Here is a 23,168-nt window from a genome sequence, read left to right on the forward strand (position 1 = left end):
CGCCGGGCTGGCGGTAACAGTCTGTGGAGCTGGTGTAAGACCTCAACGGAGTTCTCCGGGCGGGCAGTCGGCGACGAAGCAGAAACCCCCACGGCACGAGCCGTAGGAATCCCCCTCGTTCACGAGGGGGAGGAAGTCAAACGTAAGGCGGTTCACGCCGCGGACGGTGAACAACTCAGTCTCTACACCGTGACGCCGCAGAACGAGAGCTTCGGTGCCTGCGGCGTTGTCATCATGCACGGCGCCGGTGCCGGTGACAAAGAGCGTCATCTGCCGTTCGCCGAGGACTTTGCCGCGCACGGGCATCCTGCCCTCGCCTCGGCCGCAGCCATGCTGGTGTCGTCCTTCGGCCACATCCTGACCAAGCGGTGGAACACTGGTGCCGATGTGCTCGCCTCGACCGCCTGGCAGCTCACCGCCGGAGGACTGTTCCTGCTGCCGGTCGCCGCAGCCGTGGAGGGCCCTCCGCCCGCACTCTCCACACCGGCGCTCCTCGCGTTCGGCTACGTCACCCTGGTCGCCACCGCGCTGGCCTTCGCCGCCTGGTTCACCGGGCTGCGGCACTTGCCCGCGGGGACCGTGGGCCTGGTCGGACTGCTCAACCCCGTCACTGGCGTGCTGCTCGGCACGGCAGTCGCCGGAGAGGTGCTGACAGTCCAGCAGCTGTGCGGGCTGGCACTCGTCCTGGCCGGAGTCGTCCTGGGCAGGCCCACACGCGCGGGCCGACGCGGCCGCAGTCGGACTCCTCCCCATCCTGTATCCGACGAGAGTCCCGCCCGCGAGTCCTCTACCTGCAATCCCCGGTGAGGATCAGGGACGCGGGAGCAGACGTATGGACAACTGATGTGATCGTCACCGGGAAGATGCCGGTGGCCGGCGTGTTCGGGCAGCCGGTGGTCATCCAGCTGTGTCGGCACTGCGACGTGAGCAGGGTCGCGGGCGGGCAGCTGGTGCGGTTCTTCCGGGAGGGCGGCAGCCGGGACTATGAGGGAGAAGGTGACTCACCTGGCCCAGAACCCCTCTTGGGCCTCACCAGAACCCCTCTTGGGCCTCAGAGCATCGCCACTCCCGCCACGGCCGTCGCCACGAGCACGACGATCGCCAGGACGTTGAACGTCACGTCCCGCTCCTCCGAGCGGTGTTCGGCCGCGCGGTCCAGCGTGAACTCGGCCGGGTCGGCGGAGGTGTAGTGGACCGTGACGTCACGGCCGTACGCGCCGGCGGGGTCCGGGAGGTTCGACGTGCAGTGGGCCGTGACGGCCGTGCCCTCGCGGGTGGTGAACGACACGACCGGGGTGATGGTGGTCGAGGTGTGGCCGTCGTCCTGGTCGACGCTGACGTCCTTCAGGACCGCGACGACCTGTCCCTGCACGGTGTCCATCGCGGCCAGTTGCTCGATGCGGCGGTTCTTGGCGCGTACTGCCCCGGGCAGATGAACGGCGCCGGAGACCGCCCACGGCCCGCCGAAGCCGATCAGCGCCCACGGCCACCCCCAGCCGACCGCGGCGAGGACCACCAGCCCGACGTAGACCAGGAAGACCGCGAAACTTGGCCAGCCCAGCCCACGACTGGGCTCCTCCGGAGTGTTGGAGAACCGGTAGGCGTGCGGTCTGCCTCGCGGGTGGCTGACCCCGATCTCCCGGCCCTCCCACGCAGAGGTGATCATCTCGCCCCGCTCACCGTCGTTCGTCACGGTGACCTCCTGACCCGAGGCCGGGTCGCGGTAGGAGACGACAACCGATATCCCGCCCTTCCGGGACCCGCCGTGCCGAGGCTCCCGCACCCGCTCGATCCGCCCTGTGAGCCGGACCGTCCGCTGCGCCTTGGTCACTCCGGCCAGCGACATGCCGTACCCGACCAGCGCCGCCACACCCCACACCGCACACCACAGCACCAGAAACTCGTCCCACCCCATGCGCCCCTCCTCCTGTCGATCCGGTCAACTGCCGCTGCGCCGCAGCACTTTGCCCCGGACGTTCGCCTCCAGCGTGCCCCCGCCCCCGCCGCCGGTGACCATGACCCTGAGTGTGAGCGAGCCGGTGACGCCGTCGGCGGTGAGCTGCCAGCTCTGCGGGGACTCGACGCCGAGGGTGGTCCTGGCCTCTTTGACCAGGCCGGGGACGCGGTCGTAGGGCAGGGACCTCGGGTCGAACCCGGCGGTCTTCACGCCGGTGGGGGAGAAGACGACCGTCAGCAGGCGGTCCTGCACGACGACGGTGAGCGCCTGACGCTTGTCCGCGCCCTGTGTCAACGACTCGACGGCCTTGCGCAGTTCGCCCTCGTCGAGCATCGATTGGCCAGGACCGAGGGTGACCGTGCCCGTCGCCGACGTCACGGTGGTCGTGGACGACGAGGAGGAGACGGACGGCTTGGGGGCGCCGCTCTCGCCCTCGTGGGAGTCGAACAGGTCGGCACGGAACAGCAGGAGCACGGCGGCCGCGCCGAGCAGCAGCCCGAGGAGAGTGAGGAGCGAGCTGAAACAGCCCCCCGGGGTCTCGCTCTTCATGGCCGGACCGGGCACCGAGTGCACCTGGGCCACGGCCGCCCGCTCCTCCCACTCCGGCGTCGGCCGCTTCACGATCCGCGTCTTCCACGGTCGGTCCGGCGGATACTCCACCACCACGACCCCGCGCGGCCGGTATTCGGGCAGCTCGACGAGGTTGACGTCCTGCCGTATCTCGACACGGAACGCGGGTGCGTCGTCCGGCGCGACGGACAGCTCGAACCGCACCGGCACGTCGCTGGTCTCACCCCCGACGGCCTCCAGACTCTCGATCACCGCGAGTGCCGCGCGCGGCACGACGGCCGCCTCCCGGGCACGGCGCGGCAGCGTGGCGAGGAAGAAGACAAGCCCGTAGACCGCGGGCAGGACCAGCCCTGTGACGATCAGCGGCGCCCTCTCGACGACACAGCCACCGATGAAGGCGGTCAGCGACGCCCCGATCACCCCGCCCGTCAGGAACCCCAGAGCGAGGTCGGCAGGCGTGTTGTGCCTGGGCGGCGCGCCCGCGTTGATCGTCATGTGGCCGATTGTGCACGTCATGGGTAACGGCCGACAGACCTGTGGATCTGTGGGTCCCATCAATCCAACGTGGTTGGCGCTGAGATTGATCACCGCTCGGCGGTTTCGAGGGCGTTGACACGGTTCGCGTACTCGCGACGGGCCTTGCGCTGTGTCGGGATTGCCGAGGAAGTGCCGAGCGGCTGGCGGTGGCTGAGAAGTTGGCGGTGGATCGAGTGCACCGCGGGGACGCGGAGCGTGTAGCCCTGACCACGCCGTACGGTCACGCCCTGGTCGAGCGCAGCGCGCTCGGCGGGGTCCAGCTCGGCGGCGCGCAAAAAGTCGGTGACCTTGCCCGGCATGTCGAGGGTCACCGCCAACTCGGGGGCCGGGGCGTCCGGGTGGTTGGTGGTGTGCTCGGGCATGAGGTCGGCAACGGCGGTGCATGGGGGCGGCTCAGCCCGGCCCGGATCACCTGGTGGCCAGTGTCGCTCAGGGCCCGGTGATGACGGCCGCCCCAGATACCGGCGCCACCGCCGCCAGTGCAAGGTCGGCAACATCATCTACACCCGCACCACGGAGTGCGAGACCGCCCGGGCGACCGTGGAGGTGATCCATAACCGTGCTGTGGTCGGTACGGCGACGTTCACGATCAGCCACGAGACGACCCTCGACAAGAAGTCGCTGAAGTGGTCGGAGACCATGCGCGTCAGCAAGGCGACGATCGTCAACAACGCCCGCGGCATCCGGATGGGGGTATCGGTTTCCTGCGGCAGTCCGTGCAAGGCGTCCAGCCACGTGCCCGGGCACACTCTGGGGTCCGCCTTCTCCGGGACGGTCGACTACAGCGACGGGGTCAAGAAGAACAAGACACACTCCGGCGCGGCGAAGTACACGTTCACGTTCACCAAGCCGGGATACACGCTGGGCAGCTTCTCGTACGCCTCACTGGGCTTCCGCTGCGACGACACCTTCTGGAACGCGGCCAACACCCGCCGCCTGGTGCGCCCCGGCTGCGTGTTCCCGAAGTTCAAGCCCACCCTGACGACCACGAGCACGCTGCCGGAGATCGCGAAGAACATCCGCCGGATCCAGGCGAGGGGCGGCCACTACGGCAAGCCCGGCTCCGGCCACCCGCTGCACCGCCTCACCGATGACAGGAAGGCGGCCGCGAACCGGCGTGCCGTGTGACTCCGGCGAGGGGATACCCGCGCAGCCTCGCGGCGATCGACCTGCTGGCCTGGACCCGGGTGCTGCTGTTGGGCGGCGAGCTCGCCACCGCCGAGCCGAAGAAGCTCCGCTAACCGGCTGCTGCACGTCGCCGCCCGCCTCACCCGCGGCGGTCGGCGACTTTATGGCGAGCACCAATTACCCGTTCCCGGCCCCGAAGTGAGCCAAAGCGCGATAGGTGTCACCAAGGCAGGTGTGTTGTCACCACGCTGGGCGGGGCGTGCCGGGCTGGCTGTCGGGGCCGCCGTGCATCGCCGCGGTCGTCTTCGCGCCACGGCCTCAGCGGCTCACGGCGGTCGCCCGCTCAACACGCGACAGCTTCTCGGGATTGCGCACGTGGTAGGCGCCGGTGATGTAGCCGTTCTCGACCCGCACCGCCACCACGCCGTCGATCTCCGCATTGACTCGGACGAGCAGCCCCGGGCCACCGTTGATCTGTACCACCTCGACCGACCTTTCGGCGTCGCGCTTCCACCAGCCGGCGGCCAGCAAGCGAGCCACCTTGTCGGCCCCCACGATGGGCCGAAGCAGGGCATGCTTGATTCCGCCGCCATCGCTGACGGCGATCACATCCGGTGCCAGGATGTCAATCAGGCGCTGCAGGTCGCCGGTTTCAACCGCGCGCTGGAAGGCCTCGAGTGCGGCTCGGGTCTCGGCCGGGGAGACGACGCCGCGTGGCCGGCGCGCGGCGACGTGCGACCGCGCCCGGTAGGCGATCTGGCGTACCGCCGCCGGGGTCTTGTCGACGGCTTCGGCGATCTCGTTGTAGTCCAGGTCGAACACCTCGCGCAGCACGAACACCGCCCGTTCGGTCGGCGCGAGCGTCTCCAGGACCAGCAGCATCGCCATCGACACGCTGTCGGCCAGTTCGACGTCCTCGGCCACATCGGGCGTGGTCAACAGCGGCTCAGGTAGCCACGGCCCGACGTAGGACTCCTTACGGCGACCGAGCGCACGCAGCCGGTCCAGCGCCTGCCGGGTGACGATCCGCACCAGGTAGGAGCGCTTCTCCCGGACGGTGGCCAGATCGACGCGCACCCATCGCAACCAGGTCTCCTGCAGGACGTCCTCGGCGTCGGCGGCCGAACCGAGCATCTCGTAGGCGACAGTGAACAGCAGGTCGCGATGGGCAACGAACACCTGGGTTGCCGAATCCACGGGGTTCACGCGGTCGGCACGATCGAGCGCCTCGGCTGAGTCCGTCGTTCGTTCGCTCCACTGGCTCATGCCTGGCTCCTGTCTGTTCAATCTTGGTCCTGCCACACGCACTAGACGCCGCTCCCCACCGCTTTGTGACACACACGAGCGGTGACCCACGTCATGCGCCCGCGCTGTTATAGGGCCCGGGTTGCCGACGTCTTGTGACCGTCAGGACGCCGCGCGAACGATCCGCGCGGCACGCATCACCACGAGTGAGGACGAAGCCATGGCAACCACGAAGGCGCAGGCTCCGGCGGCCGATTCGCGCCGCTGGGCCGCGCTGCTCTTCATGGGGTTGGCCCAGCTCCTGATCGTTCTGGACGGGACGGTCGTGAACATCGCGCTGCCGTCGCTCCAGCGGGATCTGGGGATCTCCGACGGCGACCGGCAGTGGATCATCACCGCCTACACGCTGGCGTTCGGCAGCCTGCTGCTGCTCGGCGGCCGGATCGCCGACTACACCGGCCGCAAGCGGGCCTTCCTGATCGGGCTGCTCGGCTTCGCCGGCGCGTCGGCGCTCGGCGGCGCGTCGGACAACTTCGAGATGCTGCTGAGCGCCCGTGCCCTGCAGGGCGGGTTCGCCGCGCTGCTCGGGCCGTCGGCGCTGTCGCTGCTGACCGTGACGTTCACTCAGCCCAAGGAGCGCGCCAAGGCGTTTGGGATCTGGGGCACCATCACCGCCGTGGGCGGCGCGATCGGGCTGCTGGCCGGCGGGGCACTGACCGACTACCTGGACTGGCGCTGGTGCCTGTACGTCAGCGTCCCGATCGCCTTGATCGCGGTGGTCGGCGGGTACGCGATGCTGACCGAGTCGCGGAGCGGGGGCAGGACCCGGTTCGACATCCCCGGCGTGCTGCTGGTGACCGGCGGGCTGGTCGCGATCGTGTACGGCACGAGCCAGACGGAGTCCGGCGGCTGGGGCTCGGCGAAAGTCATCGGTCTGCTGGCCGGGGGTGCGGTGCTGCTTGCCGCGTTCGCCTTCGTCGAGAGCCGGGTGTCGCAGCCAATGCTGCCGCCACGCCTGATCGCCAGCCGAACCCGCAGCAGCGCCTATCTGAGCGTGGGACTGGCCATGGTCGGAATGTTCGGGGCGTTCCTCTTCATGACCTACTACTTGCAGGTCGTCAAGGGATACTCGCCGATCAGGACGGGCGTGGCCTTCCTCCCGATGACCGTGGCGGTCCTGATGTCGGCCGGCGGGCTCGCCACCCGGCTGCTGCCCAAGGTTCCGCCGCGGCTGCTGATCGTGCCGGGTATGATGCTCATCGCCTCCGGCATGCTGTGGCTGCGCACCATGGAGACCGACACCGCCTACGTCGACGGCGTGCTGGTCTCGGGACTCCTGCTCGGCTTCGGGGCGGGCATGATCATGCCAGTGGCCTTCAACTACGCCACCCGCGGCGTCGACCAGCGCGACGCGGGCGTCGCCGCGGCTGGCGTCAACACCGCGCAGCAGATCAGCAGCTCGATCGGAACCGCGCTGCTCAACACCATCGCCACCAGCGCCACCGCGGACTACTTGGCCTCGCATGCCTCGCAGGGCAGTAGCCCGGCCTTCGCCAAGAAGGCGATGTTGGAAGGGTTCGTGACAGCCGGCACCTGGGCCGCGGGAATCCTCCTGGCCGGCGCACTGATCGTCGCTCTCCTGATGAACACCCCGCGCCCCAAACACCAGGCCGTCACCGAGGACGCCGAGTCGGTGCTCGCTCACCGTTCCTAAACAGTGTCCAGGAGTGAGCCTTGTACCCACGTCCCGGAACTGCGCGCATCCCGAACGGTTTTGGATGCGCTGGTCCCCCGCGTTCTCGTTGTCCCTGTCCGGCGACGCGCATCGTGTGCACGCTCCGCGACGGGGCGGCGGGTTTCCTCACGCCCTCGGTCACCACGATCGGCCTGGACGGTCCGATGCCCAGCACCATCACTCCGGTGATGCTGGGGCGGTGCCGTCCGTCGCCGGATCGGGTGCCCGAGGGCGCGCCTGCCAATGGCCACCGAGGCGGCGTCATGGCGAGTCATGCTGCGAGTCTTGCTGATCAGGGGGTTGCGCCAGTGCTGGTCGCCCCACATCGAGGTGTATGCCGGGTCGACGGCGACGATGGCGATGCCGTGTTCGGCTGCCATGGAGACGATGCGGGCTTTGAGCTTGCCGGTGGGCATACCGGAGATGAGTTGCCTAAACCGCTTCTTGCGGCCGTGCTTCTCGCGGGTCTTCTCGGCGGCGAAGTCCAGGTTTTCGATGCCGATCGCCTGCGCGCCGGTCTGTTTGGTCCAGTGCAGGAGGCGGGTGAGGGCGTGCCGGATCTGGGCGTCGCGGTGGTCGGCGGTGCCGGACAGGTCGTAGGGGAAGCGTCGCGGGTCGCCGACCGGGTTGCCGTGCCGGTCGAGCCGGTAGGCGGCGAAGTGGTCGGCGTTCGTATCGACGCCGACCATTCCCTTGGCGCAGGCGGTGGCCGGCGGCATCGTCTGCACGACGGGCCTGGTCCACGAAGCGGTGAGGTACCAGCGGCCCCGCTCAACGTGGTAATGGATGCGGTAGGCGACGGCACGGTTGGCCTCGGTGCGGTCGCGCCACTCGTCCCCGCGGTGCGCGAACGCGACCTTGGAGGCAAGAACGTACCGGCCATGCTTGCTGTTGGCCAGGTGGGCGAGCGGGGCGGGCATCTTGATCGACACTTCGCCGTCAGGGGTGACGCGGATCGTCTCGTTCCCGAAGCGTTTTCCCGACTCGCCGTCCGCTGCGAGGAACCAGCGCTCAGCCTCCCAACGCTGACGCCACTCGTGCTCGGTGAGCTGCGCGGCCTGAAGGTTGTGCCGGTTCTTGAGCAGCCGCCGGCCACCGCGAACGACACGGACGCGTCCGGTCTTCCAGTCGTCGCGGGCCACGTCGAGGCGGTGTTCCAGGGTGGCCAGGCGGCGGGACTTGTGGAACCACTCGCCCTTGGACCGGTACCCGCCCGGCGCCCGTTTGCTGCCTTTCTCCCCGATCGGGAGGGACAAGCGGTGTCGCAGCGTGCGGATACCGGCCTCAAGGTTTTGGACATGGGCGAGCAGGCAGCGTCGGGCCAGGCCGTACTGGTCATGCGTGGCCTTCGTGATCGCACCCGCGATACGCGACGACGACTGCTCGGTCAGGTCACGCTTCCGGGATGCCCACGCGTGGTTGTCGTGCTTGTGCCCGGCTTCGCAACGGGCCTTGAGATCGAGAGAGGCCAGGCGGCCCTGGTGCTCGCCGACCAGACGCAACACCTTCTCGTCCTTTGGCGTGAGGTGCTTGAGGCGGTCGCGTAACGCCACACCGGACGGGCCGACAGCAACGAACGGCGGGTCGATGGTGCGGAGCTGCTTCTTCTTGTCAGCCATCGGCAGCCGCCGCTTCCAGTGCCTTCCTGGCACGGTTCCTCGCACTGCGGCGGCCGTACAGGCGGGCACAGAACGAGGTCAGAACCTCCACCATGTCGCGCACCAGGTCGTCTTCGACCTCGCCGTCATCCAGCACAACGAGTCGACGGCCGGTTGCAGCCAGAGCGGCCTCGACGAGTTCGACGTTCATGCGGCCCAACCGGTCTTTGTGCTCCACCACTACGGTGGTCACCGCCGGGTCGGCCAGCAGGCGACGGGCCTTGGCGCGGGCGCCGTTCATGCCCGAAGCGATCTCGGATTCGACGCGCACGACCTTATGCCCGGCCTTCGCGGCCCATGCCGACAAGCGTGCGGTCTGCCGCTCCAGGTCGGCCTTCTGGTCGTGGGAGGAGACGCGGGCGTACAGGCCCACGCCACCGGTCACGGACGGTGAGGTGTTCGCGTCGATGTTCACCAAGATCGTGCGCGGCCCCACTCGTTCCGCAGGGACCGGCAGCGTGCCCTCACGGAACCAGCGGTACGCAGTGCGCGGGGCGACCCCCTGTGCGCGCGCCCATTCTGTCAGGTTCATACACGAGATCATACGACACTCGTGACACCTGAAAGACACTCATGGACACTCAATCGAGAGCAGTTCCGGACCCCTGATCTCTCCACCGGAGGTCCACTGGGGCAGTGGACAGCCGCGGGGATGTCGGCGGCCGTGGCCCGGGCGGGTCGGGGCCACCGATGTCTGCGCTGCCGTTCCCCGCCGCACTCACAGAAGTCACGTCCACCAGCGCGAACCTCCTGCCCACCGCTCTACGCATTCTTGGCGCACTCAAATCCGAACCCACACCCATGCCCGCCGCTGTCGGCGCGGTCCTCGACTACGTCCGCTCTCCCAAGAGCCAGGCACTGGCGGCGACCCGGGCGTCGATCTTCGAGAAGAACAAGCGGCGCCACGAGCTGAAGGCCCGGTACTGGGCGGTCAGTCTCTGGTCGCTGGTCGGGGGGCTTGGCCTGTCGACTGTCGCACTGCTGCTGCACACTTGAGCCCCATGAGTAACGGACAGAACCAGGGGAGCGGCCAGCCCGCTCCCGCGCCGGCCCCGGCCCCCAGCCGGACTTTGTCGACACCTTCACCAACACGACGTTGATCGGAACCGACAAGAAGAGCGACACCAACCCCACGCTCAACAAGGCGGTACGGCCGCAGAGGAACACTGAGACCCGCTGAGACGTCGCCTGCACAACCATCGGGCCCGGCCCTCCCACTGGAGGACCGGGCCCGAGCCGTGACCGGTGACTGCGGCCAGCTCCTGTCAGAGCAGGCGGGTGATGTGCTGCTCCCACCGGTACAGCCAATCGCTGTGCCCGTCCTTGCCGGGGCCGGGGACGGTCTCAAGGTCCTCGGGCAGGGTGATCTCCTGCGGTGCCCAGGTCCCGTCGTTGAAGGAGCAGGCCCAAAAGACTTGGCGGGAGGAGTCGATGACGACTGCGGCTACGGTCCCGTCGTCTGTAAGGGCGCCTTCGTCCACGGCGGTGCGGCCGTTCTCGATCGCCTTGCCGCTGCTGCGGAACACCTGGACAGCCATGCCGCGCGGGTGGCTCTTGTTGGTGAGGAGGTACAGGGTCCACTGCGTGCCGACGGCGTCCGGCCACCGTTTGCGGGCGGCCTGCCGGGAGATCCCACCCGCCGCCTCGCCCAGCTCCGAGTAGCTGCCCCCGGCCCGGCCGGCGCGCGCGGCGGCGTCGGTGGCCAGCTGCTGCGCGGCGTCGCCGACTTCTGTGGCGACCTGCAGGTACACGAGGTGCAGTTGCTTGGCGCGCGCAGAAGTGGGGGCGAGCGCGTTCGGGGTGTTCGGGTGCTCCTGCTCGCCGATGCCCATGCGCTTCTTCGTCTCGCGCCACACCAGGTCACGCACCTGTGCCTTGAAGGCAATCCGCTCCTCGATGGCCTCGCTGTCGAGTTCCCACATATCAGTCATGCGACAGCCATAGGTCACGCATCACTAATGTGACAACTAAAGTTTCGCCGTTTCTGGGTGAGGATCGCCGGACTCTGTCCGCAGGTCCGCCGTTTTAGCGTCGCTGTCCGCTTCCGGGTGTGAGGTGCCGGGACGCAGACCGAAAGGGCACAGCCGATGGCACAGACGAAGTTCGACAAGCAGGTGGAAGAGACTGCCGAGTCCCTGGCGTTCGAGATCGGCCGGTTCCTGGCCCGGCCGTGGGACTGGTAGGCCCGCATGTTGAGGTGTCGCGTATTCGTCAGCCGAGACGTGTTCATGCCCTGATGGAGTGACGGACAGTGATGTTCGGGAGTCTCCCCCTCCGCTGTATATCCCCTCGCCTCATGCGAGATGTCACCGTTCGCAGTGGACTTCTTCGCGTACCCGCTCAGATCGGTCAACGGCGCACCCGATAGCGCAGGTGAAGCACCCGGTTGCCCTGAATCACCACGTCAGGATCCTCCAACAGGTGCTGCGCGTGGACCGACCCGAAGTAGCGCTTGCCGGACCCGAACACGACGGGTACGACGTCCATGCGCACCTCGTCGATCAGGCCCGCGGCAAGCACCTGGCCACCAACGTCGCCAGCGGCGACCTCGACCATGCGGTCACCCGCAAGCTCCTGCGCCTTGGCCATGGCTGCCTCGACGCCGTCGACGAAGTGAAACGGCGCCTCGGGGTCCCAGCCCTCGGGCTCCGGCCGGTGCGTCACGACGACCACGTGGTCGATCCCGCCCGGAGGCTTCCCGTCCCAGCCGTCCGTCATGTCGAAGACGTGGCGGCCGACGAGTGTCACCCCGATCTGGTCCCAGTACGGCCGGGTGTAGTCGTAGGACGTCTGCGACACCTTCACCTCGCCGCTCTCGTCCAACGGGACGTCACCGCTGGACAACCAGTCGAACAGCGGTCCGGGCTGGTCATTCTCGTCCGCGACGAAGCCGTCCACCGACACCGAGCTGTACATGACCACCTTGCCCACGGGGCTCTCCTCTGCTTTGGGGTGCCCCAAATTAGCGTGTCGTGAGCTGTCGCTCTTGTAAGAAATCAATCGGCCGGCAGCGGCCAGCCGTCCAGCGCGTGGCCGGGATGTTCGCGCAGGAACCGTCGCCGGACTTCGACGTACCGGGTCGGCGTGAGCCCCGTGAACGCCCGGAACTCGTGGCCGAAGTGGGCCTGGTCGAAGTACGGCAGTTGACTGGTAGGCCCGTATGTCATCGAGTCGCGTATGCCAGCGATGAAGATAGTGACTCGTCACTCTGGGTGTTGCCCGTGCGGGTTGAAGGCGTCTCGAAACCTGGGAAGGGACCCTGTGGTGGGGGGTGAAATGATCCGGACCATGGATCGGCTCCCGTACTCAGCTGCTTGGTTGTCGCGATGGCGTGAGGAGATCACGGACGCGGTAAGCGCGATGGTTTCGACCTTCGAGGAGACGCACGGGTTCCCGCCCGGTGGCAACGAGGTTCGCGTCGCCGATGAGAACGATCGTCGTGCCGCCCGTGAGTACGCCCGTGAGTCGCTGGGATTCGATGATCTGCTGACGTTCTACGAGTCCATCGGGGAGGTCGTGCTGTCCGATGTGGGAAACGGCTACTTCATCCACTCAGCGCGCGATGTCCTGCACCGACTGGCGGAGGAAGGCTCTGTCTTCATCCCAGAGGCTGATGATCCTCACGGCATGGTGATCGGCTCGGACGGAGGGGGCATCCTGTTCGTCGCCGACTGGGGCGGCGTGATCCACCGGTCCCGGACGGCTTCCCTGGACGAGGCGGAGTTCGACAGGGTCGCCGATGACCTGCCGGAGTTCCTTGATCTCATCCGCAGGTCCGTAGCCCGATTCGTGGAAACGGGTGAGCCCGGCTACCTGTAGGCACTATCGGCTGTGGTCACCGGGGGCGTATCGGCTCCAGGTTCCACCAGCTTCGGTGACCAGTCGGGTGGTGGTCTTGTCGTGGTAGCCGAGCGCCTTCGCGATGACGGGTGCCGGGGCCTGGAGGACAAGGTGCCGGATCGCAGAGGTCCTTCCGCGCTGCGGTGGGACGCCGATCTTGCGTAGGTGGTCTTGCAGGCTGGCGGGGTTCATCGGCTGCCCTGGTTGACGGCCGGGGAAGAGCCATCTGGAGCTTCTGCTGCTGGCGTAGGTCAAGTGCCGGTGAGAACGGAGATAGGAGCGCATCAGATCGGCGACGGGCTCCGGGAGCGGGGAGGGCGGGTCTCCGAGACGGACAGTGACGGTGGTCCCGTCGTCGGTGACGTCGTCGAGGGTGAAGCCGACAATGCGGGTGACGGACTGTGCGTAAAGGAGAACGAGAGCGGCGGCGACGCGAGTCCGCTGGGGCAGCGAGTCGTCGTTGAGGACCCTCCGAAGCATGACCAGCCGACGGTGCTGGTGCAAAGGTGCCTGGTCATGATTGATGACCTGGGGCGGCAGCGTGAGGTGGGGCATCCGGCCCGTCTTCATGCACCAGCGCAGGAATGTCTGGGCCGGGCGCCGGGTGGCCAGCTTTTCTGTGTGCCAGGCATCGAGGTCGGCTTGTCGGCAGTGATCAATCGTGCCGCTTCGGTCGGCGAGCCAGGCAAGGAATGCGCCGGCCTGAGTGATCTCCTGCTTGACCTGACTGATCTGCGAGCGGCCCAACGGCTTCTTCTCCGCTTTGGCTCGGAGGCGTCGCATCTGGTGCCAGGTAGCGAAGTGGTGCAGGAGCCGACGGTGCTCGGGTTCCTCGATGGTGATGAGTCGTTCGGTCAGCCAACGCTGGTAGAGCATGAGTTGTCGGTCGACGAGCAGCAGGACTCCGCTGTCCATCAGCAAGTCCCGCAGGTGAACGACGGTTCGCCAGGGCGTTTCCTGGTGCAGTCCTTCATGGGTGAGCGGGATGCCACCGGTCGCCAGGCCCCGAAGGAGACGGACGACGTTGGGGTTGCGTAACCAGATCAATCGGCTCTTGGGCCGATCCGTCTCCAACAGGGCAGTGACCAGGGGCAGGAGAGGAGGGGCTGTATGCCCGGTGCCGTTATCGAGAAGGCGGGCCAGCGTCTCGGCGAGGGTGCAGCGTTCACACAGGCGCCCGCCGAGTAGAAGCCCCTCGAAGCGGCAGCGGTCGCAGAAGAAGTCACGGGTGATGCCCGCGCAGTCGCGGCAGATCGTCGTTCCGTCGGTGTCCCGTCCGGGCAGCAGCCGGTCGGTGCCGCAGCCAGGGCAGCGGCCGCGGATGCGCATGGCGCGTTCGTAGCAGGTCCGGCAGATCGGGCCGTCGGACCATTCTGCTGCCTTCGCGGCCCGACGGCCGCAGCGTATGCATTCCCGAACGTGCCACCGTTCGTACTTCTCGCGGTTGTCGTATGCCGGGCTCATGTGAGGCGGACGCGCTTGGGTCGGCGGGCAGTCAGGTCGATCGGTGCTTCCTCGCCGACTGCGCGGCGGACGGAGAGGTTCTGGGCCGCGGTGGCGATCAGGTCGGCGGGAGTGCAGTCGAGGATGTCGCAGAGCGTGGCCAGCACGGGCAGCGACAGCCGTTCCGGGGTGCCGGAGACCAGGCGGTGGACCTGGGAGGAGGACAAGGTGATGCCGCGTTCGGTCAGGTGTGGCATCAGCTCTCCGACGGTGAACATGCCGTGGGTAGCCATGAGTTCACGCAGGCGCCACCGGTAGCTGATCTGGCGTGGCATCACGAGGTCTTTTCCGGCCGCAGAGCAGCCTCGATGGTGGCGTCCAGGACGCGCCGCAGGGAGCGGGTGCGGAAGTCGGAGGAGACGCAGGTGTAGATCGCGGTGGTGGAAGCGTGGTCGTGACCGACCTGCTGTTGGACGAACAGCGGATCGTGTCCGTCCTCGATCAGGTGGGTGATGTAGGACCTGCGCAGTGAGTGGAACTCCAGTGCGGGGTCAAGGCCGAGAGCGTCACGGTATGTGGCGAAGCGGGAGTCCAGCCGCTGGAGCCCGACCCGCGGGCCTCGCTCGGACGGCCACAGGGCAGGACCGGTTGAGTGCCGCATCCCGGGCCGGACCTCACTGATCCATTCCTCGACCGTGCTGGGTGTCCAGTGCCAGACGGTCAGCACACTGCGGCGCTTGGGCGGTGAGCCCTTCTTGGCCTTGCCGTGGCGGACGAGCAGGGTGCCGTACTCGCCGAACTCCCGGCCCTCTGGGTTGCGGCCGAAGTCGGTCAGGTCGAGCATGCGGGTCTCGTTGCGCCGCAAACCGTAGGCATACGTGGTCTTGAACAGGGCAGCGTCACGGAAGGCCGGCAGCCAGCCCTTGCGGCCTCTGCCGCGAACGCGCAGGACCTCCTCGTCGGCATGGTCGAAGAACGCTTCCAGTTCGGGCCGGGTGAATGCGCGTCGTTCCGGCTCGCCCTCGGCTTCGTCCGCGTGCGCGGCCGCGTTCCACTCGTAGACCACCTGCACCGGATGCGTACCGAAGTGCCGCAGGCACTCGTCGGTCCAGCCGTAGGCGGGGTTGGTCAGGAAGTCACAGAATTGGCGTACAGAACCCTGGTAGTTGCGCAAGGTTGACCGGACACACCCGTGCACGGCCCGCAGATCGGCCGACCACTCGTCGACGTGCTGCGGCCTCCACTGCCACGGCATCGCATCGGCATGGCGAGTGAAGGCCCGGACCGTACGCTCCTGATCGCCGACGTACCCCGGCGAGAGATTCCGGGCGAGTTGCTGATTGCGCCACCCCTTCACCATCGCCTCGAAGACCTGCTCGTCCGGCCGCAGCAGCTGCAGGCCGTCGATCAGGTGCAGCCGAGCAGACCCCGGCACGAGACCGTCTCCAGCCATCCGTCCTCACTCTCCGTCTATCGCATCTGATGCGAGAATTTCGCATCAGATGCGACACAGAGACGTCTTTGCAGCTCAATCGCTCGATGGAGTGAAGTACCCGCAGAGAACTCTCGTCGGCCACTACCGTGGTTTCGCGAAATACCGAGGTCAACGTCCCTGGTGGGACTGCCCACTCGCCGTTCGAAGACGCCTTCCAGGACGAGTGTCGCCTATTCGCATCCGATGCAATTGGCGTCGGTAGGACCATCGGTACAGCCGTTGGCGCTAAGGACTTGATCTTGAGCGGTGGAGGGGCCCGGCCTGGCTGCGGCTAGCGGTGGTGCGGCGGGTGGGGTGGCGGTGGCGGGATGGTGGCTGTACTGGGTGCGGTCTCCGGCCAGACCAGCAGGACGGGACAAGGAGCGTGGTCGACAATGAAGCGGCTGGCGGGGCCGAGGCTGCGGGGGCCGAGGTGGGTGCGGTCCCCGTCGCGGGCGAGGATGAGCAGGTCGGCGCCTTCTGCGGCGGCCGCGACTTCCCGTTCGACACGGCCCGAGCGCTCTTGCCGGGTACACGGGCGTCCCAGCCGCTCGGCCGCGCTGGCCAGGAGCTGTTCTGCTGAGGCGGCGGCCAGGTGTTCCACTGCGGTGCCGGGGTCGCGGTCGGGGCGTGCACGGCCCAGCAGTCCGGCATAGGCACCGTGCGCGGCGCCTGGCACCTCGTGGCCGGTGACGTGCAGCAGCACCAGGTCGGCGTCTGCGGGCGCGTGGGTGCGCGCGGCATCGACGCAGGCGGGCCAGGTGCCCTCCACGATCCAGACGATGACGGTCACGGTGTTCAGCCTCCGATCGCTTGGAGTGAGACCCACAGTGCCACCACCGCGAGCAGCAGGGCGGCGGGCACGGCGAACAGGCCGAGCCGGGTGAACTCGCCCAGTTCCACGTCGGTGTCGTGTTCGCGCACGATGCGCCGCCACAGCAGGGTGGCCAGCGAGCCGGCGTAGGTGAGGTTCGGGCCGATGTTCACCCCGAGGAGCACGGCCAGGACGGCGCCCGGTCCGGTGGGGGCGGTCAGCGGCAGCAGCACCAGGACGGCGGGCAGGTTGTTGATGACGTTCGCCAGTACGGCTGCCAGTGCCGCGATGGCCAGAAGGGCCGCCAGGCCGGTGCCGCCGGGAACCAGATGGCCCAGCGCGCCCGCGAGGCCGTTGTCGACCACCGCGCGGACCACGATGCCCAGCGCCAGCACGAAGGCGCAGAACGGCAGGGCCGCGGCCCGGACGATCGCCGTAGGGGTGGTGCGGCGCTGGGCCAGGGCACGGGCCGCCAGGACGGCCGCGCCTGCGGCCGCCGCCCAGGCCGGGTTGATGCCGAGCGCCGAGGTCAGCACGAAGCCGACCAGGGTGCCCGCCACCGTGAGCAGGGCGAACAGCGGCAGTTCGCGGGGCTCGTCGGCGGGCGGGGCCTCGGCGCCGGCGTCCAGGTCGGTGGCGAAGAAGCGGCGGATCACCACGTACTCGGCTCCGATGGCGACCAGCCAGGGCAGCGCCATCAGGGCGGCGAAGCGGGTGAAGCTCAGGCCGCTGGCGGCGAACGCCAGCAGGTTGGTCAGGTTGGAGACCGGCAGCAGGAGCGAGGCGGTGTTCGACAGGTGGGTGCAGGCGTAGACGTGCGGCTTCGCGCGGGCGCCGAGCCGGGCGGCGGTGGCGAACACCACCGGGGTCAGCAGCACCACCGTGGCGTCCAGGCTGAGCACCGCAGTGATCAGCGAGGCCGTCACGAAGACGAGGACGAGAAGGCGGCGGGGCCGGCCGGCCGCCCGGCGGGCCATCCAGGCGCCGCAGGCGTGGAACAGGCCTTCGTCGTCGCACAGCTGGGCCAGGACCAGGACGGCCGCGAGGAAGCCGATCACCGGGCCCAGCCGGGCGGCCTCGGCCGCCGCGTGGCCGAGTGAGATCGCGCCGGTGGCGATGACCACCCCGGCGGCGGGGACGGCCACGACCGCCTCCGGCCAGCCCCACGGCCGGATCACCGCGCAGCCCAGCACCGCCAGGAGCAGGACGACGGACAGTGCTTCTGCGAGTGAGGCGTTCAGGGGCGGAGCCTTTCCGGGTGGAGTGCTGGCGCGAGGAGTTCGTCGTACACCTTCGCGCGTACGGTCGCGACGTCATCCACGGGGGCCTGTGGCGTTCGGGTGGGGCTGGGTCTGGAGCCGGTCGCGCAGGTCGATCTCTTCGAGGGTGAGCGGGTCCTCGGGCTGGCGGATGCGGACGGGCTCGGGCCTGAGTGGCAGGTGGTCGTCCTCTGCTGTCTGCCCGGCTTCGGCGAGGGCCCGGTAGAGGGAGGCGACCGACGGGGACTTGCCCGCGTAGAGGTTGACCTCCAGGCCGCCGTCGATGGCGGCCTGTTCGAGGAAAGCCATCATCTGGACCTGAAGAAGGCCCCGAACAGCAAGGGCGGCAACAAGGAGCTGGCGCGCGACCTGTCCTCGTTCGCCGTCGACGGCGGCACCCTGATCATCGGCGTGCAGGAGAACAAGGCAGGAGAACAAGGAGAGCCGCACTTTCGAACTCGCCCCCCAGCCGTTGAACGGGTTGCCGGAGAAGATCGAGCAGGTGGCCCGGACCATCCCCGACCCGCCACTGACCATCCTCACCGAGGAGATCAGCGCGGCGGCCAACGACGGGACCGGCTACCTTCTCGTACACATCCCGGCCGGCCCCGTTGCACCGCACATGGTCGACAACCGCTACTTCGGCCGCGGCGACAAGACGAAGTACCAGATGGGCGACGCCGAAGTCGTCACACTGCACGCACGGCGTCGCAACGCCGAAGCCGACACCCTCACCCTGCTGGGCAAGGAGATGGACGAAGCCGGTCAGCGCGGCTGCTTCGGCCCGTGAGGGCCTTGACCGTCGGCACCTCAACGCGGGACGGTCAGTGCGCAACTACACGCAACCAGCTCGCTTCGGAGGCGATCACGGCGTTACTTTTCTTCGGCACGGACCCGAACTCGGGTGGAGGGAACTGCCCCGCGGTGTGGGTGGACACCGACACCACCGAGGGGCCGGAACTGGTCCTGCAGGGCAAAACCGTCGACGCGGCCACCCAGAGGCGGCCTGCGGTCAAGACAGCCCGCCTGCGGACGACGAGACGGTCATCCGTATCCCGGCCAGGACGATGCCGCAGATCAGAAAGGCGTGCGATGCCGCAGAAGCCGCCGACACCTAGCTTTGAGGACCTGCTCGACTCCGCCAGCAGCACGCCCTGCACCTGGAACTGCGAGACATCTACGCCGTGGGGGAGGAGCGGGACGTCTACGACGCGTTCCTGCACGACGGGACCGTGCCCGCGGGCGACTCGCAGTTCTGGAGTGGGTGGCTGCCGCTGGTGGAGCGGACCGTGACCCGCGGGGTGAAGGTCCGCAGGGCCCGGGTCATCTCCGAGCCCGTCACCGAATACATCCGCTTCGAGCACGCCATCACCGACGCCAACCTCCGCGCCGGCGAGGAGGTCCGCTGGCTGCCCCGCCGCCGTGCCTCCACGCTCGCGCTGCCCGGCAACGACTTCTGGCTCATCGACGACCAGATCGTGCGCTGGAACATGTTCTCCGGTGACGGCCAGGCCCTGGAGCCCGAACACACCGAAGACCCGCAGGCGGTCAAGCTGTGTGCCGAGGCGTTCCGCCAGGTGTGGGACCTGGCCGTTCCGCACGCCGATTACCGCATCTGACCGACACAAGGGCCGCCACCTCATGACGACCGCTTCCCCATCGTCCAGCGCCCAGGGGGCACGCGAGGCGCTCGCTGTGCGGTTGCAGCACCTGCGCAAGGACGTCGGCCTCACCGGGAAGGAACTCTCCGCCCGGTGCGGCTGGCACCCCGCCAAGACCACCCGCATCCAAAAAAGCGCGGCCCTGCCCTCGGACGCGGACATCCGCTCCTGGTGCACGGCCTGCAACGCGGACGACCAGGCCGACGACCTCATCGCCACCGCCCGCGCGGTCGACTCCATGTACCTGGAGTGGCGCCGCCTGCACCGCACCGGCATGCGAAAAGTCCAACTGGACTGGTACACCCTCCACCAGCAGACCCGCCACTGCCGCGTCTACCTCTCCAACGTGCCCCCGGCTTCCTCCAGACACCGGCGTTCGCAACCGCCCTCATGAACCAGATCACCACCTTCCAAGGCACCCCCGACGACGTCGCCGAAGCCGTCGCCGCCCGCGTCGCCCGCTCACGGTTCCTCTACGAAGGCGGCCACCGCTACGTCGTCCTCATGGAAGAGTCCGTCCTACGCTTCCGCACCGCCGACCCCGACACCATGCGCGGCCAGCTGCGCCACCTCCTGGCTGTGATGCCGCTCGCGTCCGTCTCGCTGGGGATCACCCGTTCACCGCGCAGCGCACCGTATGGCCGCTCGAGGCGTTCTACGTTCACGACGACACCATGGCCGTGGTGGAGACGCTGACCGCGGAGATCAAGGTGACACAGCCGCGCGAGCTCGCCGACTACGCCAAGGCGTTCGCCGGCCTCGCGGAGATGGCTGTGTACGGCGACGCCGCACGTGCCCTCATCCGGGCCGCGATCGACGTCCTGGAGTGAACATCCGCAATTACCCGCAATTTTGTTGAGGAACGAGCGGCGGCCTCCGTAGCGTCGAACGACACCGACGCACCCAGCAACGGAGGCGGTGCCCATGAGCGCACCCACACCCGCCGGCCCCGATCCGGAAGGACCCGGCCTCCAGCCCCCCGACTTCGGCCGGCCTTCCCCGGCGCTGCTGGAACGCGCTGATCGCGGCTACGCCCGCTTCCTCGCCCACACCACCCAAGTCCCGGACGAAAGCACCGGCGGCAACGACGACACGGCGAGGAACCGATGAGCGGCACCCACACCGTGCTCTACGACCCCCACGGCCTGATCGAAGCCGAACTCCCGACGCGCTCACCGGCTGGTAGGCGAACTGGCTCCGACCGTGAGGCCAGCACAGAGCAGGAGGCGCCCGGTGCCAGCTATCGGACGTCACCGGTCGGGTAGCTTGCGGCGAACGGTGTCCATCGACTTCTTCACGTCTTCGAGCTGGTCACCGAGCACCCGCATGCGTCAGTCCATGCGCTCCATCCGGGCGATGGCGTTCACCGGCTCACCCGCCGATCGGCCCGGCCGGTGTGCAGGAACTGCGCCCGCCCGTTCCCGTCGTCACCGACGAACGCGTGCACCATGTGCATGCCGTGCTGCGGCTCGGCCGGGATCAGCTTGTCGCCGTCGTACGCGACCAGTTCGATCCTTTCCGACGGACCGCCGTCGAGCTCGACAAACACCCCCTTCGGGCTCCGCTGGACCCACAGCCGGCCGTCGGCGTCCTCGCTGACCACGGTGTCACTGACGGACGACGAGTACTCGCCCACGAACCTCGCCGTCTCGACGCGTGGGGCGTTGGCGTCCGGCACCGGGAGCGCCGGCATTTCCACTCCGGCCAGCTCGCGCAGCACTCGGCCGACGAGTTCGACGTACAGCGGGAGCGGGTTGCCGCCGTTGGTCAGCAGTGCCACCGCGATGTCGCGGTCGGGAACCACCCGCAGGAAGGCGGACTGGCCGAGCGTGCCGCCGTCGTGGCCGACCACCGCGCCGCCCGGCCAGTCGAAGAGCGACCAGCCAAGTCCCCAGGCGTCGCCCATCAGACCGAGATCCAGCAGGTCCACCTCGCGGTGCCGCATGGCGAGCGCGCTCTCCGGCGTGAGCACCGCCGTCCCATCGGGCCCCCTGCCCCCGTCGAGATGCATCCGCGCGAACGTCAGCAGGTCCCGCGCTCGCATCGCCAGCATCGATCCGGCGGGCGCGTTCGACCGGGGCAGTGCCCAGGCCTGCGCGGGCTGCGGCTCGGCGTCCTGCTCCGGCGAGAGGTGCCCCGACGCGGCACGGAACCTGACAGCCTCGTACGGGCTGGGGGCGGCGTGGGTCAGCCCCAGTGGCGTGAACAGGTGGTCGCGCAGGCAGTCGTCGTAGGACTTGCCGCGCAGCACCTCGACGATGCGTCCGAGCACACAGAAGGCGGCGTTGTTGTACGAGAACATCTCGCCCGGCGCGAACAACTGGGGCACGCCGGCGAGGAGGGTGACGAGCTTGTGCACCGCGTCGTCGCCGCGTCCGGTGTCGAGGAAGATGTCGCCCTCGAAACCGGAGGTGTGGCACATCAGCTGACGGACGGTGATCTTCGCGGATGCTGTCTCGTCACCGACGGCGAATCCGGGCAGGTACGCCCGGACCGGCGCGTCGATGTCGAGCGCGCCCTCGTCGACGAGCTGCATCGCCAGCGTGGTCGTCCAGACCTTGGTGATCGAACCGATCTGGAAGACGGAGTCCGCAGTGGCCTCGACGCCGGTGTCCTTGTTCAGTACCCCGGCCGCGCGGTCGATCATCTCGCCGTGTGCGTATACGGCGATCGATGCGGCCGGCACCTTGTACTCGGCCAGCAACTCGGGAAGGCGACTTTCCAACCAGCCACAGAGTTCATTGAGTTCGGGCATGTGCACCTCTTGTCTCTGCGAGGGAGAACGGGTGATTCCGGGAGGGTATGACCTGCGCGCTCATGGCCGATTCGTGAGAAACGACGAGAACTGGCGAAACCTTCATCGCGGCCGACGAAACACCCGGCCGCCGGTATGGGTTACCGCCGAAGCCAGTCCACCGCCCGGGCAGCGGCGAACCCGATGAAGGCGTCACGCTCGGGAACTCTCGATCGGGCGTCGACGGCCCTGGTGAAGACACCGACTGCGTACCGGCCGCCGTCCGGGTACTCCACCACGCCGATCTCGTTGCGCAGCGAGGGCAGCGTTCCGGTCTTGCCGCTGATCCTGACGTCGTCGTCCGCGAAGCCGGAGCGCAGCCGGTGCGGCCACAGCTGCAGTTCCAGCCAGCGCCGGACGTCGGCGCACGCCGCCGCGGGCGCTGCTTCGTCTCGCCAGATCAGGCCCAGCAACCGGGTGCTTTCCGCGGCGGTGGTCCGGCAGGTCTCTTCGGGTGTCAACGCACGCAGCTTGGCAAGTTGTTCGGCCGGCAACGCGGCCAGGATCCGTTCGTCGTCCTGGTAGTCGATCCCGAGGTCCTCGCCGATCGTGCGCAACAACTCCCCGCAGTCGTGGGGGACGGCCGTGTGCGGGAGGTCGAGCCGCCGCAGCGTCCTGGCGACCGCGGCCTTTCCCACCTTCCCGAGGATCAGGTCCGTGGCGACGTTGTCGCTGATGCCGATCATCAGGACGGCCAGGTCGTACCAGGACATCGTGACGTCGTGGCGGAACGTCGCAAGGCCGTACGGGCTGGCGGTCGGATGTCCCGGTGCCACCGCGATCCGCTCGGCGAGGTCGAACTCACCGTCGGCCGCCTGCCGGGCAAGTTCCACTGCCACGGGAACCTTGAACACGGACGCGGTGACCACCGGCTCCTCGGCGTCGATACCCATCTGTCGCGGGCCGTCCAGATCGGCCGCGTGCAGCCAGACGCGGACGCCGACTTCCGCCGCTCGGGCGGTGATTGTCGCGACCAGTTCCGATTCGGTGACCATGGCGTGATCCCTTCTGTCTGTCCGGTGCGGACGTTCTGTCCGGACCGGATCTGTTTGC

Annotated in this window: 24 protein-coding genes and 2 pseudogenes; 9 read left to right on the forward strand and 17 right to left on the reverse strand. The window is 68.4% G+C overall.

Annotation, left to right across the window (positions count from 1 at the left end):
* Window positions 1–312: 312 nt before the first annotated feature.
* Window positions 313–807 (forward strand): annotated as a pseudogene (locus ACFVV1_RS32885) (DMT family transporter); the annotation flags it as partial.
* Window positions 808–1,051: 244 nt separating this feature from the next.
* Here the strand turns inward: ACFVV1_RS32885 and ACFVV1_RS32890 are convergent.
* The 3 genes from ACFVV1_RS32890 to ACFVV1_RS32900 form a co-directional block, all read right to left on the reverse strand.
* The gene (locus ACFVV1_RS32890) at window positions 1,052–1,915 is read right to left on the reverse strand and encodes a DUF3592 domain-containing protein (protein WP_389996932.1); all 864 of its coding nucleotides are present in this window, start codon (window positions 1,913–1,915) and stop codon (window positions 1,052–1,054) included.
* Window positions 1,916–1,939: 24 nt separating this feature from the next.
* The gene (locus ACFVV1_RS32895) at window positions 1,940–3,022 is read right to left on the reverse strand and encodes a hypothetical protein (protein ID WP_389996934.1); all 1,083 of its coding nucleotides are present in this window, start codon (window positions 3,020–3,022) and stop codon (window positions 1,940–1,942) included.
* Between the two features lie 89 nt (window positions 3,023–3,111).
* Window positions 3,112–3,426: a resolvase gene (locus ACFVV1_RS32900; protein WP_389996937.1), complete on the reverse strand. Its 315-nt coding sequence runs from the start codon at window positions 3,424–3,426 to the stop codon at window positions 3,112–3,114.
* A gap of 184 nt (window positions 3,427–3,610) precedes the next feature.
* Between ACFVV1_RS32900 and ACFVV1_RS32905 the strand changes: the two genes are divergently transcribed.
* A complete protein-coding gene (locus tag ACFVV1_RS32905; protein WP_389996939.1) occupies window positions 3,611–4,192 on the forward strand; it encodes a hypothetical protein in 582 nt (193 codons plus the stop codon).
* A gap of 318 nt (window positions 4,193–4,510) precedes the next feature.
* On the opposite strand, the gene ACFVV1_RS32910 is transcribed toward ACFVV1_RS32905, so the two are convergent.
* The gene (locus ACFVV1_RS32910) at window positions 4,511–5,458 is read right to left on the reverse strand and encodes an RNA polymerase sigma-70 factor (RefSeq protein ID WP_389996942.1); all 948 of its coding nucleotides are present in this window, start codon (window positions 5,456–5,458) and stop codon (window positions 4,511–4,513) included.
* Window positions 5,459–5,657: 199 nt separating this feature from the next.
* Here ACFVV1_RS32910 and ACFVV1_RS32915 point away from each other — a divergent pair, with 199 nt between their 5' ends.
* Window positions 5,658–7,151, forward strand: a complete 1,494-nt coding sequence (locus ACFVV1_RS32915) for an MFS transporter (RefSeq protein ID WP_389996945.1) — start codon at window positions 5,658–5,660, stop codon at window positions 7,149–7,151.
* Here the strand turns inward: ACFVV1_RS32915 and ACFVV1_RS32920 are convergent.
* Window positions 7,148–8,791: an IS200/IS605 family accessory protein TnpB-related protein gene (locus tag ACFVV1_RS32920; RefSeq protein ID WP_389996947.1), complete on the reverse strand. Its 1,644-nt coding sequence runs from the start codon at window positions 8,789–8,791 to the stop codon at window positions 7,148–7,150. The two genes, ACFVV1_RS32915 and ACFVV1_RS32920, sit on opposite strands and share 4 nt — an antisense overlap.
* Window positions 8,784–9,362: an IS607 family transposase gene (locus tag ACFVV1_RS32925; protein ID WP_389996951.1), complete on the reverse strand. Its 579-nt coding sequence runs from the start codon at window positions 9,360–9,362 to the stop codon at window positions 8,784–8,786. Before ACFVV1_RS32925 ends, ACFVV1_RS32920 begins: the two co-directional genes overlap by 8 nt.
* 158 nt (window positions 9,363–9,520) lie before the next feature.
* On the opposite strand from ACFVV1_RS32925, the gene ACFVV1_RS32930 reads away from it, so the two are divergent.
* Complete coding sequence (locus ACFVV1_RS32930) at window positions 9,521–9,826, forward strand: hypothetical protein (RefSeq protein WP_389996954.1); 306 nt, start codon at window positions 9,521–9,523, stop codon at window positions 9,824–9,826.
* Window positions 9,827–10,095: 269 nt separating this feature from the next.
* Here ACFVV1_RS32930 and ACFVV1_RS32935 read toward each other — a convergent pair whose 3' ends face one another.
* The 3 genes from ACFVV1_RS32935 to ACFVV1_RS32945 all read right to left on the reverse strand — a co-directional run bounded on the left by ACFVV1_RS32935 (window position 10,096) and on the right by ACFVV1_RS32945 (window position 11,997).
* Complete coding sequence (locus ACFVV1_RS32935) at window positions 10,096–10,761, reverse strand: hypothetical protein (RefSeq protein ID WP_389996957.1); 666 nt, start codon at window positions 10,759–10,761, stop codon at window positions 10,096–10,098.
* A gap of 418 nt (window positions 10,762–11,179) precedes the next feature.
* Entirely contained in the window at window positions 11,180–11,761 is a 582-nt protein-coding gene (locus ACFVV1_RS32940; RefSeq protein WP_389996960.1) for a dihydrofolate reductase family protein, read from the reverse strand.
* A 65-nt stretch (window positions 11,762–11,826) separates the two neighbouring features.
* Window positions 11,827–11,997, reverse strand: a complete 171-nt coding sequence (locus ACFVV1_RS32945) for a hypothetical protein (protein WP_389996962.1) — start codon at window positions 11,995–11,997, stop codon at window positions 11,827–11,829.
* Between the two features lie 121 nt (window positions 11,998–12,118).
* Between ACFVV1_RS32945 and ACFVV1_RS32950 the strand changes: the two genes are divergently transcribed.
* Window positions 12,119–12,649, forward strand: a complete 531-nt coding sequence (locus ACFVV1_RS32950; protein WP_389996965.1) for an SMI1/KNR4 family protein — start codon at window positions 12,119–12,121, stop codon at window positions 12,647–12,649.
* A gap of 3 nt (window positions 12,650–12,652) precedes the next feature.
* Here ACFVV1_RS32950 and ACFVV1_RS32955 read toward each other — a convergent pair whose 3' ends face one another.
* The 6 genes from ACFVV1_RS32955 to ACFVV1_RS32980 all read right to left on the reverse strand — a co-directional run bounded on the left by ACFVV1_RS32955 (window position 12,653) and on the right by ACFVV1_RS32980 (window position 18,176).
* Window positions 12,653–13,999: a hypothetical protein gene (locus tag ACFVV1_RS32955; protein WP_389996968.1), complete on the reverse strand. Its 1,347-nt coding sequence runs from the start codon at window positions 13,997–13,999 to the stop codon at window positions 12,653–12,655.
* 131 nt (window positions 14,000–14,130) lie between these two features.
* Window positions 14,131–14,448 (reverse strand): helix-turn-helix domain-containing protein, encoded by a 318-nt coding sequence (locus ACFVV1_RS32960; protein ID WP_389996971.1) that lies wholly within the window; start codon window positions 14,446–14,448, stop codon window positions 14,131–14,133.
* A complete protein-coding gene (locus ACFVV1_RS32965; protein WP_389996974.1) occupies window positions 14,448–15,566 on the reverse strand; it encodes a tyrosine-type recombinase/integrase in 1,119 nt (372 codons plus the stop codon). The genes ACFVV1_RS32960 and ACFVV1_RS32965 overlap by 1 nt, the downstream gene beginning before the upstream one ends.
* A gap of 313 nt (window positions 15,567–15,879) precedes the next feature.
* The gene (locus tag ACFVV1_RS32970; RefSeq protein WP_389996977.1) at window positions 15,880–16,380 is read right to left on the reverse strand and encodes a universal stress protein; all 501 of its coding nucleotides are present in this window, start codon (window positions 16,378–16,380) and stop codon (window positions 15,880–15,882) included.
* Between the two features lie 5 nt (window positions 16,381–16,385).
* Window positions 16,386–17,642 (reverse strand): SLC13 family permease, encoded by a 1,257-nt coding sequence (locus ACFVV1_RS32975; RefSeq protein ID WP_389997180.1) that lies wholly within the window; start codon window positions 17,640–17,642, stop codon window positions 16,386–16,388.
* A 72-nt stretch (window positions 17,643–17,714) separates the two neighbouring features.
* Complete coding sequence (locus ACFVV1_RS32980; protein WP_389996980.1) at window positions 17,715–18,176, reverse strand: hypothetical protein; 462 nt, start codon at window positions 18,174–18,176, stop codon at window positions 17,715–17,717.
* Between ACFVV1_RS32980 and ACFVV1_RS32985 the strand changes: the two genes are divergently transcribed.
* The 4 genes and pseudogenes from ACFVV1_RS32985 to ACFVV1_RS33000 all read left to right on the forward strand — a co-directional run bounded on the left by ACFVV1_RS32985 (window position 18,163) and on the right by ACFVV1_RS33000 (window position 20,431).
* Complete coding sequence (locus ACFVV1_RS32985) at window positions 18,163–18,450, forward strand: hypothetical protein (RefSeq protein ID WP_389996983.1); 288 nt, start codon at window positions 18,163–18,165, stop codon at window positions 18,448–18,450. The two genes, ACFVV1_RS32980 and ACFVV1_RS32985, sit on opposite strands and share 14 nt — an antisense overlap.
* A gap of 394 nt (window positions 18,451–18,844) precedes the next feature.
* Window positions 18,845–19,279, forward strand: a complete 435-nt coding sequence (locus ACFVV1_RS32990) for a DUF6879 family protein (RefSeq protein WP_389996986.1) — start codon at window positions 18,845–18,847, stop codon at window positions 19,277–19,279.
* Window positions 19,280–19,301: 22 nt separating this feature from the next.
* Window positions 19,302–20,151, forward strand: a pseudogene (locus ACFVV1_RS32995) (helix-turn-helix domain-containing protein).
* A gap of 94 nt (window positions 20,152–20,245) precedes the next feature.
* Window positions 20,246–20,431 (forward strand): hypothetical protein, encoded by a 186-nt coding sequence (locus tag ACFVV1_RS33000; protein ID WP_389996989.1) that lies wholly within the window; start codon window positions 20,246–20,248, stop codon window positions 20,429–20,431.
* Window positions 20,432–20,684: 253 nt separating this feature from the next.
* Here ACFVV1_RS33000 and ACFVV1_RS33005 read toward each other — a convergent pair whose 3' ends face one another.
* Together ACFVV1_RS33005 and ACFVV1_RS33010 are read right to left on the reverse strand one after the other, a co-directional pair.
* The gene (locus ACFVV1_RS33005) at window positions 20,685–22,076 is read right to left on the reverse strand and encodes a serine hydrolase domain-containing protein (RefSeq protein ID WP_389996992.1); all 1,392 of its coding nucleotides are present in this window, start codon (window positions 22,074–22,076) and stop codon (window positions 20,685–20,687) included.
* 140 nt (window positions 22,077–22,216) lie between these two features.
* Entirely contained in the window at window positions 22,217–23,110 is an 894-nt protein-coding gene (locus ACFVV1_RS33010; protein WP_389996995.1) for a serine hydrolase, read from the reverse strand.
* Window positions 23,111–23,168 lie beyond the last annotated feature (58 nt).

The sequence above is a fragment of the Streptomyces sp. NPDC058092 genome (genome assembly GCF_042884935.1).
Lineage (GTDB): Bacteria > Actinomycetota > Actinomycetes > Streptomycetales > Streptomycetaceae > Streptomyces.